Origin of the sequence: Paenibacillus terrae (assembly GCF_005217525.1) — a bacterium.
Taxonomy (GTDB): domain Bacteria; phylum Bacillota; class Bacilli; order Paenibacillales; family Paenibacillaceae; genus Paenibacillus; species Paenibacillus terrae_C.
In genome coordinates this window covers 248,802-261,718 of the sequence record NZ_PNXQ01000016.1, presented here as the reverse complement: position 1 = coordinate 261,718, position 12,917 = coordinate 248,802, and the positions used below count along the sequence as shown (strand labels likewise).

The 12,917-nt window shown below is 41.1% G+C and carries 8 protein-coding genes; 1 reads left to right on the top strand and 7 read right to left on the bottom strand.

Annotation, left to right across the window (positions count from 1 at the left end):
• From C1I60_RS18790 to C1I60_RS18780, 3 genes are all read right to left on the bottom strand, one after another.
• On the bottom strand, nucleotides 1-478 hold a 478-nt coding region (locus tag C1I60_RS18790; protein WP_212734487.1), incomplete at its 3' end, for a hypothetical protein.
• 428 nt (nucleotides 479-906) lie between these two features.
• Complete coding sequence (locus C1I60_RS18785) at nucleotides 907-2,658, bottom strand: copper amine oxidase N-terminal domain-containing protein (protein ID WP_212734486.1); 1,752 nt, start codon at nucleotides 2,656-2,658, stop codon at nucleotides 907-909.
• A 40-nt stretch (nucleotides 2,659-2,698) separates the two neighbouring features.
• Nucleotides 2,699-3,379 (bottom strand): hypothetical protein, encoded by a 681-nt coding sequence (locus tag C1I60_RS18780; protein WP_137063113.1) that lies wholly within the window; start codon nucleotides 3,377-3,379, stop codon nucleotides 2,699-2,701.
• A gap of 159 nt (nucleotides 3,380-3,538) precedes the next feature.
• On the opposite strand from C1I60_RS18780, the gene C1I60_RS18770 reads away from it, so the two are divergent.
• Complete coding sequence (locus tag C1I60_RS18770) at nucleotides 3,539-4,213, top strand: CerR family C-terminal domain-containing protein (protein ID WP_170970846.1); 675 nt, start codon at nucleotides 3,539-3,541, stop codon at nucleotides 4,211-4,213.
• Between the two features lie 56 nt (nucleotides 4,214-4,269).
• Here the strand turns inward: C1I60_RS18770 and C1I60_RS18765 are convergent, their stop codons facing one another.
• The 4 genes from C1I60_RS18765 to C1I60_RS18740 form a co-directional block, all read right to left on the bottom strand.
• On the bottom strand, nucleotides 4,270-5,529 hold the full coding sequence (locus C1I60_RS18765) for a M24 family metallopeptidase (protein ID WP_137063111.1): 1,260 nt from the start codon (nucleotides 5,527-5,529) through the stop codon (nucleotides 4,270-4,272).
• A gap of 703 nt (nucleotides 5,530-6,232) precedes the next feature.
• On the bottom strand, nucleotides 6,233-7,708 hold the full coding sequence (locus C1I60_RS18755) for a protein adenylyltransferase SelO (RefSeq protein WP_137063110.1): 1,476 nt from the start codon (nucleotides 7,706-7,708) through the stop codon (nucleotides 6,233-6,235).
• 924 nt (nucleotides 7,709-8,632) lie between these two features.
• On the bottom strand, nucleotides 8,633-10,624 hold the full coding sequence (locus tag C1I60_RS18745) for a beta-xylosidase family glycoside hydrolase (protein WP_252361777.1): 1,992 nt from the start codon (nucleotides 10,622-10,624) through the stop codon (nucleotides 8,633-8,635).
• 70 nt (nucleotides 10,625-10,694) lie between these two features.
• Nucleotides 10,695-12,590, bottom strand: coding sequence for a carbohydrate-binding protein (locus C1I60_RS18740; RefSeq protein ID WP_137063108.1), 1,896 nt, complete (start codon nucleotides 12,588-12,590; stop codon nucleotides 10,695-10,697).
• Nucleotides 12,591-12,917: the final 327 nt, after the last annotated feature.

Here is a 12,917-nt window from a genome sequence, read left to right as displayed (position 1 = left end):
CTTCTGAAAAGCTGTAATCTTCACATTCCATATTCCCTACAATCTCTGTGGTTATTTCAACCCTGCTTCTACCAGATTCAAATATCGCTCCCCAGACTTCTTCACATAAGAATGTCGCATATAGTTCTGCATCAACACATTGGGAGGTCAAGTGAATAGTGCACTCAAACATACCTTGCTTCGTACCTGATTCATGTAATCTAATTCCTAATCCATGGATAGCAGCGTAATACAATAGTGCATTAATTCGGCATTGATCCCTGTTATACAAATTAAGATCATTATTCTGCTTCATCGACATAGACATTGCCGTTCCCTCATCATTAAATCCATAATCTTCTTCATGCACGTATTTTTCCTCATCACGTTCATACTCACCTTCTGATGTTTCATACATTACATTATCCTTAAATTCAAACTCAGCTCCGCAAGTAAAATCATTTCTCCAATCAAGAGTTTTTACATTATCAATATTCATATTTTTCATATCTCCTTAGTGTGTATTTGGTCAGCATTTGGTGCTATATGACTGGTACTTGCCTCGTTTGCCTAAAACAAACATGCCAAATAACCGCAAGCCAAAGACAGTATTGTGCGGTCATAACGATTCATACTATCCTGTTGTCAAAGATCAGATAATCTATCAATGCATTAATTTCATTTTTATCTTCTTCAATTCATAATATCAACTCCGTGTCATTAACTTATAAATGTATTATGCATGAGAAACTTTGGAATTACATTGATTAAATTTTTTGAAAAAATGAGTACTCTGAATTGAAAACGATTACATATAAAAAATATCTTCATTTCCGTTCACTATTTAGACACAATCCCATTTATTTGGGTTCTATATAGAAAAAAACCGACTCCTCCATTAAGAGCCGGCTTGAATAGTTGCTACTTTTAGTTGTATTCGATAACCCCAAGATTATGAAGTGAAGCAAGATTTGTAATCCCAAACTCAAAATTGGGGTCCCACTTCAAATCTTGATGATTCAATAGTTCAGTTACAAATGCTTTTGAAGCATTGAAATAACTATCCGTTCTATTTAAACCTTCACTTTGGTTTTTGTAAAAATTGTATGTGAAGTAATACAAAGTTGGTTTCATATCTTCCAAAGAAGCAATATTATTTAATCCACCTGGTAAAACCTTATTGCTTCCTGCAAATACGCTAATTGCTTTACCATTTGCCATCATTTCATGGACCAAACTCTTGTTGCTGAGATTTTTAGCGTCTTCTGCTTGCATCATAATCATTGTGTAGTAATTCTTTGATAGAACTTTGTTCACTGTTTCTGATGTCATAATCTTTTCAGATGAGTCTGAGCCAATTGAGGGAGCTTCATCCCCTCTTTCAACTACTTTGAATTTTGTTTTAGTGAAACTACCTGCTCCGTTAAAGAAAAAGTCAACAATTCCAGTTCCATTTTCTTTAGCAACGTTATCCTTTGTGTAGTCTCCAGATACATTGGCTTTGACTTTAATGTCGCCTTGTTGGTTGCCATACAAACGATAATTCTTTAAAATGTTAAATTCTTTATCCAGACGTTGAAGGATATAGCTGTAATCATCTTTTTGGTAAAGAAGTCTACGTTCATCGTTTGGATCCCGGAAATCTTCTCCATCCTCAGGAGTTCCAGGGATATTCCCATAGGTTGGACTTGAGAAGTTTACAACTGGAATAGATTTTTGAGCGTTACGTTTTGTGGTGTATTCATCAAATCGTTTGAAGTAACCTTCAATTTCACCCTTAGAAAGGGGAAGTCTAACTACTTTCCACTGAGGTTCAAAATCAATTTTAACTGTCTTTTCATCAAATACCGCATATGGGCTTATTTCTTTTTTTAGCTGAGCAGAATCATTGTTGAAATTTGAATAGAAATAGTCTGTAAGGAAAGATTCACCATTAAGTACTAAATCAAATCTGCTCATACTCCGATCTGGAAAAATGGTGGCTGTTTTACTTAAATAATTGAATGCCGGAACATCTTCAGAAGCTCCAAAGATTTGAATACCCAATAGCTTACCTGATTGCAGAGTAGAATCAGATTGTAGCCTCTTGTAGATTTCAACTGCATCCTTTGCCTCTGTCACATCCATCAATATGTTGTTTGAGCTGCGAAATTTACCAATATAGCTTTTAATCGCCATCAAATCACTAGCAGAAACACTTTTGCTATTATATAGGAAGTAGTAGTAATCGCTTGCTGTAACTTCACCTTGCAAAATAATCACCGTGTTAGTCGAAGCGTCCCATTTCACATCAGCGCCTAGACTCTCTGCAATAAAACGAACTGGAACCAAAGTGCTGCCTTTAACGATTGTAGCTGGTGCATCCAGAGTAACCGCTTTGCCGTTTATGTAAGCTTGCTTTTGATTAATGGTTAACTTAACCGTAGTTTCCCCTTTTAATCCAATGACGCTCTGTGTCACCCTATCCCATTTAATCTCTGCACCAAGCGCTTCAAAGATTCCTCTCATAGGAACGAATATCCTACCATCAATAGATTGCGGGTTTACATCGAAATATTGCTGTTTGCCGTTGATTGTAACTTTAATATCGTTGTTGGCTGCAAATGAAGCTGTTGGAAAAAGAGCAATTAACACCATTGCCAATCCAACCATCCATAGCAACCTAGGCATTTTTAACATACAACATTCTCTCCTTCAAATATAGTAATTACAATATCCTCTAAGACTTGTTTTTCACAATGATAAAGTTATACGCATAATCTGTTTGCATTCCCGAACCTTCAAAGTTTGACAGCATAAGCGTATAGGTATATCCGTCCTTGCTATATGTAGCGGTCTTCACATTTTCGGTTTCATTGAAATGTTGAGAAAGATAAGTTGAGATTTCTTCCACGCTAGCTGACGAGTTTGTACCCAATATCGTGGAAGACATAAACTCAAAGAAATCCTCTGAAATTTGCTCATTTGAAGCTTCCAGCACGTTCACCATATCAATATCTTTGTCCCCGATATGTACACCCAAGGTAATTTGATTATGCTTGATCTCATAGCTTTGCGGTGCATACTCCAGTTCCCTCCAGCCTCCGATATTAATGAGTTGAGGCATTGTGCTAAAAACCCGGTTCATCCGCTCTGTAAGCTGATCTAGTTGCACTGATACATCTTGTAGAGCAATTTCACTCTTCATCCCCGAACCATTAGCCTCATTAGTATTCAGTACAGTGGTTTTGATATCACTTTCGCTGAAACTGTGCAGCCATTTTAATTCATCCATATAAACATAGTACAAATCATATAGGGCATTCTGATTTTGTTCAATATTATACTGTGCATAGATATACGTAGAATCATCATTTAACACATTCTTCCAATCCTTGAGGGTATTGACTGGCCACCACACCAAAAGCAACTTCCATGGAATGGGCGGTTCTGCCTGGCATTTTCACAGCCATGTACACCAGCATGGGCCTTTTTGTTTTACGTGTCGCACTTCATAACGGAAGTTAGTTTGATTAATTCATTTGAATTAATTATACTCAACAGTATGGAGGAATGGACATTGAATACAAACCTAAGCAGCGATATGAATAAAGGAAATGAAGACTCCACCCAAACTCGTTTATTAGAAGCAGGGCTACGGATCTTTGGATTAAATGGCTATGAAGGCGTACGTACGCGGACTCTTGCACATGAAGCTGGTGTGAACCAATCGGCGATTCCGTATTATTTCGGTGGAAAAAAAGGATTGTACTTAGCGGTTGCCCGTCGCTTGACAGAAGCCGTTCAAGATGATTTTTTGAAGCAAGCTCTAATTGAGACAGAAGAGATTGAGAAACGGTCAAAAGAAGAAGCCGCAGAAGCTCTTAAAAAAGTCATGACGCAATTTTCCAAGACGATGATTGGCAATCATGAAGCCAATGCAAGAAGTGTATTTATCGCAAGAGAGCAGTTGCAGCCTACAGAGGCTTATGACATTTTGTATGAACAATTCTTCCAGCCACTACATCAGATGATTGCCGTCTTGGTGAGTAAATTAATGGATCTAGACGCAAAAGATCCAAAAACGATATTAATCGCACATGCAATTATTGGACAATCGGTTGCGTTCTCTGTGGCGAAGGAAACCTATTTCAGACGCCAAGGGATTCAAGACTTGGATGAAGCACACGTTGCTTTGATCGCCAAGGAGCTTGGCGAAATGTCGATTCGTACATGCAGCGGCTATTCTCATTAAAAAGAGGGTGCGTAACAAAGACATAAACACTCTTCTATACGTACCCTTTTGCTATTTTACCAAGTTGCCCTCATCAGATGAGTAGAATTTTTATTTAGTTCAATCCCCCCAGCTTCACCCACGATCACCGTTCCGCCAAGATTAATGACCTTCTTACCAATCGCACAATTCGGCTCAAATGCAAACACCATTCCTGTCTTGAGTTCGGTCTCTAACCCTATGGATGGGATCGGCAGCACTTTCCCGTACTCTCTCGCCTCAGGCAACCGTGCAATCTCATCGCCAACCCCAATAAGACCAAATGGACTAATGGAATGAATAAGCGGATGAACGTGCCAGCCTCCTGCTTCACGCATTGGCTCATTCATCGCTTTGACCACGTCTCCGAAAGTAGCCCCATGCCGCAGTTCTTTTACTCCGTTCTCATACGATTGTCTCGCTGCCGCTGCCGCCCGCTCAAAATCCGGATGCACAGCTCCTACAGCGATTGAAGGCTGATGCTGCGTCTCCAGCATTCCGAATGATGAAAATACCTCGGCCAAAATAATATCTCCTTCTTGGATCACCCGCGGCCCCTCTGGTCGATATGTCCATGCGGGCAATCCCCATCCTACGAACTCTGGTCCTGATCCCATTAATATCGTTGTCGTGAACCCGACATGGGTCGCACAAGCATTCATCGCTGCCGCATAGATCTCATTTTCTCTCACGCCTGGCTTCGTTGCCTCAAGCATCGCCTGACACATTTTTTCCCCAACGTTCGCTGACCATTTTAATACCTCGATCTCCTCCTGACTTTTCACAGAAGACAGTGCGAAAAATTTGTGTCCCACAGACTTAAAGGTCCCATTCGGTAATCCCTTTAGGATCGTTTGCCAAGTATTATAGGGCATGGCTCCATCAAAGTAATAGGGAGGATAAGGCTCTAAGCCAATCACACCAAATGCTTTATTTGTAAGTCCTCTCTCTTCCATAATCTTGACAATGTGCGCACCCATTTTTCCGACATACATATTTTCCGGGCGTATCCAGCCTTGCGTATTCGTATATCCAGCTTGAATATGATCTTCCACAGCAGTGGCTAAAAAGACAACTGAGATCGGCTCTTCATTCTTAGGGAAAATGACAATAGAACCTGGACGCTCATTCGTAAAGTAGGTGTCCGGGTTAAATACAGCAGGGAACGCACCTTCTCGATCTCCATACACAATCAATACATCCACATGCTCTTCTTCCATTAGCTGATTTGCAATATTCCATCTACGATCTCTTTCCTCAAGTGAGTAGGTAGGGATTCTAGTATCTTGATTGTTCATACCTCTTTCTCCTCCTAACATTTATTTCTTTCCAGAGTTCATTGCTGATCGTTGCCTTTTGTCATCATCCAACCGTATACATGCGAATGGCTCCCTTCCAATAGATGTCATGAATGAACCTGTTACATTGCAAGTATAATTCATTCATTTGATTAATTCAATTGAATTAAATTGACGGAAGCTTCTTAACAATGGTTTCATACGAACATCTCATCAATGACAGGTGCGTGTGGGTCAATAAATAGCTGTATTCAATAGATAAGAAGACTGGCTTGTTGTAAAGCTTGGCGATTTCAAAAGCTTCTTCGGACCAAGAGATATATCAATTTTAGCATAGGTAGTTCACGGTGGAACACATCGCACAGATCTATAAAATTGGATATTTGTTTTTTATTTTCAACTTCTTTTTGAATATCATCTTGCAAATGATCCAGTCCTTCGTTTTCAAAGGCATCTGAGATTGATTATTTAAAAAGGTGACATACAGACTACCAACCTTCCGGACAAGTCTAAACAATTTCATTGATTGATTCATGTGTAACAGTTGGCTGAATGTTTTTATCTCCGTTGAATGGGAAGGATCATGGTCAAAAATGGATGGGGGCTGGCTCTATCGGTTTTAAATTCTTCCAGTTCTCGACGCCCTTTAAAAATACCCAAAAGAAAAAAGGGCTTTAATACACGCCCTTTTAAAGTTTCCAAATCAGGTACCGCAAAAGGTTCGATAAGGAAGCGGGGATTCCTCTGGCAGTGTCGAGTAATCAGCCTGTTCGGGAGAGTACGCGTAAGGATTCGCAAGAACTTCAAGAAGCCGCTCCATCACACTGTAGTCTTCTTGTTTCACCGCAGCTTCCAGTGCTTCTTCTACCCGGTGGTTGCGTGGGATTAACGCAGGATTACTGCTGCGCATCAGTTGTTGCGAAGAGGCTTTCGTTTCCTGCTGTCTACCCAGTCTTGCCTGCCACTGTTCATGCCACTGGACAAATTCCTCAGTGCCATACAGTTCTGCATCTTCAAGCTTGCCCAAAGTTAAAGCACGGAAGGTATTGGTGTAGTCCGCACGATGTTTTTGCATGATACTGAGAAGGCCTTCAATAAGAGATAGATCCTGTAACTCTTTATTAAAAACACCCAGCTTCGCCCTCATTCCCATGAGCCAATTACGGTGATATATCTCGGTAAAATCTGAAATTGCATCCTCGGCCAGTTTTAAAGCCTGCGCCTCGTTGTCATGCAGCAGCGGCAGGAGGGTCTCAGCAAATCTCGCCAGATTCCAAGCGGCAATACTGGGCTGATTGCCATAGGCATAACGGCCCTGAACGTCAATGGAACTGAATACCGTCTCAGGATCATAGATATCTAGGTAGGCGCAGGGACCATAATCAATCGTTTCTCCGCTAAGGGACATATTGTCGGTGTTCATCACCCCGTGAATAAAGCCGACGAGCTGCCATTGGGCAATCAGCTCTGCCTGACGTTTGATCACTTCTTGTAGCAGGAAAAGATAGCGGTTCTCTCCACCGTAAGCCTCTGGATAATGTCTTTGCAATGTGTAATCTGCCAGGGCTTGGAGATCCTGGGCATTGCCCAATGCTGCGATGTATTGAAAGGTTCCGACGCGCAGATGACTGGCCGCCACACGGGTCAGAACGGCACCCGGCTGCTCGGTTTCCCGGATTAATGACTCACCGGTTGTTACCACCGCCAAGCTGCGGGTGGTAGCAATGCCAAGCGCATGCATAGCCTCACTGATGATATATTCTCGCAGCATCGGCCCAAGTCCCGCCCGGCCATCGCCCCGGCGGGAGTATGGCGTTCTGCCTGAGCCCTTAAGCTGAATATCCACCCGTTCGCCCAGGGGAGTGATCTGTTCGCCAAGCAGCACTGCCCGGCCATCTCCTAACATGTTTAAATGCCCGAATTGATGGCCTGCATACGCTTGAGCAAGAGGCACAGCACCTTTGGGAACCTCGTTACCTGCAAGAACCGCAGCGCTATCATTGCTTCGCAGCGTTGCCCCGTTCAATCCAAGAGAGTTTGCTAACGGATCATTAAGTATGACCAGTTTCGGTAAGCGTACAGGAGTTGGCTTGAGCCTTGTATACAATATTTCCGGCAGACGAGCATAACTGTTGTCGAAGTTCCACCCTGTATCTTCTATTTGTTTTTTATCCGTCATAATATCTCCTTTTTCTTTTATCGTATTTGACAAATACAAACTATTGCATTGTTGGACTTGCCGTTGATATCAGGCTACTGTGCTTTACGTAAGTTGCTATTACGGGGACTGCCCTCTAATTTTTGCATGAACTGATTTGTTGCATACACGGTTACACCAATGTTCATTATTTCATCTAATCCTTTGCGATAAACTCTAGAAACGGCATCTTCTACCATTACAACTTTAAAATCCCGCTCACTTGCTTGATAAATACTAGTTCGTGGACAATTCGGAAAATTGCAACCTACGAAAATTAATACTTCTGTAAACCAGTCCGTTATCATTGTAATAACTTTTATAAGTCAAAGCAGAAAATGCATCTGTGATACACAATCTTTTCATTAAAGATAAACTTAAATGCAAACTTCTCTTGTAGGGACAACTTCACCATAGTAATTCTTCCTCTAAAAATTATTAGCTTTATCTATAATAGCTATAACAACTAATTTCCTCAAGAATGATCTTTACTTAAAATCCTGAAGCTTATTAATGACATGTCAATCAAAGCTTCACTCCTCTCGTATTAACTTGTATACAAGTCAGATTTTAGCTAGTAGCTTTTAACATTTGGCTTAGATGTATTGAAAATGGGTATGCCAGAAGATAGCTTCAAGCATTGTTTATCCAGTCAACAAGTAAAAACCGACTCCAATTATGGAGTCGGTTTAGTCCATTCATTTCCCCCTGATATCTCAATGGAGAAGTCCGTAATTTCCTCTGAGCTTTTCAATTCATGTGGCCTAGCATGGTTAGATTTTCGAACCGAAGAACCTTGAAGGAGCGCAAGAAACGAACTTAGATTTCTATTGGTCCTCGCTTTCCTTGATTTAACATCTGACAGATCCAGGGAGTTAAATCCACAGCTTCAAACCCTCTTGTTTGTCACTGCAAGTTTAAATAATCAAAATCAACAAAACCACCCGTTGATTTAGTAGCATAATTGAACAAAGCAAAACGGTATCCCATAAAGTGAGGGATTGTATATGACATCTGAAGTGTGTTGCCTATAGCCGTCCAATTTGTGCCGTCAAGACTGTAGTAGAAATATGCTTTATCCGTCTGATTTGTAAAATCACAGATAAGCTTAAGATATACTCTGTTCTGGGTGAAAGGGACACTTGCCACTTCAGTCATTGCTCCAGAGCTGGCATTCACCATAACAATGGATTTGGAGGTCCCGTTCATCTTTATGCCTACAAATCCATACTTAGCCTGAAATGCTGCAAGACCGGAATAGTCTCCGTCCTTCATCCCGCTTGTTTCCATTGCAATGATTCCTGTACTTTTCGGTCCAAATGTCCTTTGGGTAAGCGTATTTCTGGCATCCAGAATACTTTTACTCACTTTCCCTGTAGTCATTCTCATAAATCCAGGACGCTGTGTAAGGGACCAATGAGTATTGTCAGGATTGTGGTTCCATTGCCACTCCTTTTTAAGAGTCGCTTCTGAAGACGAGGTTCCTGTAAACGAAACATCGTCCACATAGAAATTCATCAAATCATTTGTTGGGTCTGGGGTTGAACTGTAGGGAGTCTCAATGAAAATAAACGTTTGTGAGAGGTCGGCACCTGCCGGAAGTGTATATGTTCCTTGAATCGTGCCCCATTGGCCCTTGGTTAGCGTGGTGGACCCAAGAATCGATATACCTGTGTAACTTGGACCATTCTGAATACCGAAATTAAATTGCTTAGTGGCAGGACCTTCAGTGTATTTAACCTTTGCAGAAAAATGATACATTCCGCCGGCTGTTACTTTTCCGGTAATTACTTGTTTTGGACCAGCAGCTGTTTGTTGTCTGCCGCTGACAAACAAGCTTTTTGAGCCGCTGTAATAGTCTGTAGTGGTTGCTGCAACAATTGCAGTGTTATTATTCGTCCACGGGCTTATGGTGGCATTTTCAAATCCACCGTTTGCAATAAGTTGACTGGAGGCTTGAGAAGATGAAAACTCATCAGACGCATAAACCTTCTTTTCGGGATAACCTTCAACAGGAACATCCATCGTAAGAGGAGCCTTACCGTTAACACCGAATACCGGCCAATTATTTGACCATGTAACCGGAACAAGATACGGCATACGTCCAATTGCTCCGCTGTCTTTAAACAGCATAGCATACCAGGAGCCAGAAGGAGTATCAACAATTCCCCCCTGTGCAATGCCTGAATCATTCAATGACACCTGACCTGTATAGGGTCCTGTCAAGCTACTTGCACGATAGGTTAATTGTGTGCGTTTGCCTCCCGATGGCCAGCATATAAGAAATATATAGTACATTCCCTTGATCTTTTGTATGTGCGCGCCTTCAGCCTTGACTATGAAGCTCGAACCGGCAATATTACTGGCAGCGGAAATAATCACCTGATTAAGTCCCCCTGGCTTGATAGCCTTTGCATCTGCAGTAAGCTCAATAATGCTGATATTATCACTGCCATAAACCAAGAATACACGTCCATTATCAAACAGCAGCGATGCGTCATGATAATAGTTGCCAAGCACTGATGATGTCCATGGACCAGTTTCTATATTGCTGGTTTGATAAATGTATGTTTTGCCGGTAGAATTGGAGCCAAAGGACACATAGTAGATGCCGTTATAATATCTAAGGCTGCTTGCCCACGAACCTTTTCCATATTCGTTCTGCCCGTTGTTAAGATTTTGTGCGTCATTGTTGGCATACGTATCGTAAACATAATTTACGATTTCCCAATTGACGAGATCATAAGATTTCATGATCGGAACTCCAGGATTCATGTGCATGGTCGTGCTAGTCATATAAAAAGTATTACCTACCCTGATAACATCGTTGTCTGGAGAATCAGCATTTATAAACGGATTTGTAAAAGTAGTAGCTGCAAATACAGAAGTATTGGACATCATACTCATCCTCCTATACATATTAGAATCGCCCCTAATCTTTGATAGGTTCAAAAGTTTTTAGTTTTAGTTAATTAAATTCTAAATAATCCACATAGGCATCCCATGTCCCGTTATCGGTGGTTACGATCAGTCTGACCTCTTGATTTCCGGTTGCATGGGTGATATTAGACAAGGTTTGGACCGTCGGAGTAGTTCCGGTAAAATTAAAGGAACCAACTGTGCTTCCTCCTATTTGCAAGTCTACTCTGGCGGTACTGGAGTTATTCGAAGCACCCCTTACTGAAATACTATGAGTAGAGTTGGCAAAATACTGAGTGTATGCACTATAATCATCATTGGCGTATAAAGCGACCCCATTGAAAGGAGAACTGATCTTCCCAGCGTAAGTACCGCCGAGGGTCATATCCTCAGCTTCAACCCTTGTTCCAGTAGTGTTGGGTGTAAACTGCCAGTAATCAATATTAAATAAGTTACCAGTCCCTGTTCCGGTAAACACTAAGAAAACTTTGTGGACTCCTGTTGCATTGCTTACAGTGGTTTCGACTTCCTTCCAGGTCTGTGTTCCTCCAGTAGAACTGACATTAAGAGTTCCAACCAGAGGACCCGTTGCACTGTCCAGACGTATTTCTATTTTACCGCCTGCATTGGATGCTACGTTGGCTTTAAACGTCTTGGCTCCGCCGCTACCAAAGTCGGCATTTCCTACAGCGATCCAATCTCCATTGTGTACGTTTGTCACATTAAGATTATTTGTCGGTCCGCCTGATGCTTGACTCGCTTCGGTTGTAATCCCTGCATTCCACCCGATTGTTTCAGCCTCAATTCTATTGTATGGATTAAGATTGGCTATCTGAGGCACGCCTGCCATATTTCCCTGAACCTCTTGTATCGTTCCATTCGTATTATGGACAAGCTTGTTAATATTAGGAGAACGATATCCTTTCCCTTCTCCCAATAGAGCCTTGCTGACAGTTTGGGAATGGTACACTACATACCATTGGTTATTAAAGTTAAACACCGAATGATGGTTATTTCCACCAACTCCGAAAAATGCTTGTGGATTTTTCAGGAAATGTCCTGTATAAGTAAAGGGTCCCATAGGGCTGCTGCTCACCATGTAGCCTATTTCACCTGCTGGGTAATTTGACGGGTGTGTACCGGAGAAATTGATACAATAAGAGTAATAATATTTGCCGTTATACTTATGAATTCCTGAGTCTTCAAACATGTAAGGAGCATCAATGGTTACTGCACTTCCAATAATACTGGTCATATCAGCGCCCAGTTTTAAAACTCTGGCTGTTTTAGGATTTGCAATTGAAGCTGGGTCCGAAGTATTGGGTATACCTCCACCAACATACAGATATCCTGTACCATCATCATCCACCAATACTGCTGGGTCAAAAAGCCATGTAACTCCAGACATTCCAGTTGTACTGTGTGTAACTAGAGCCTTTCCAAGTGGGTCTGTCCAAGGTCCTATCGGAGTGTCTGCAGTTAGCACACCAATACCTGAGGCACCATTTGCAAAATAAAGGAAGAATTTATCCTTACCATTTATTTTTTTATGTGCAACGGCCGGTGCCCATGAGAGTGATGCCCATTTTGCAATACCTTTTCCATTATTTGTGTTATTGTATCCTGCGACCGGAATTGCACCGTGGTCTGTCCAGTTCACCATGTCAGCAGAAGATATGACGAATATTTTATTTAGTTCACTAAAATCATTCTCTTTCACCGTCCCATTACTGTTATATACATATGCATCACTTGACATATAGATATAAACCCTTCCATCATAGACCAACGCATAGGGATCTGCCCCCAATTTATGGTCCATAAGAGGATTTGAATTCCCTGGAAGCTTTACAATTGCATTGTTAGCAGCATGTACAGGTACCATTGGTAAACAACTCAGCAATAATGTAAAAGCTAATAAAAACACCGAAAACTTTTTAATCATAAACATATTACCTCCATTTTTATATTTCATGTCTATTAAAAGTTTACAAATTGCCTATGCATAGATTTAATTAGTAATTTTGTATCCTATTTGAAGGTTGGTGCTCCGAAACTTGGACTTGTAATATTTTTAGCAGGTGTTATAGCCTCCCCTTTAAAATTGAAACCGCTTTCAAAATTTGAGGATTAGGTTCCAATAACTGGATTTTTACGATCATTTTTGATAAACTGCTATGCTTCATAGCTCCATAAAGACTCGAATCAAGCCGAATTAGCCAGTTCATCATTTTTATTTTCGCCCAATAAATTCCATTTAATAGCTTTTTAT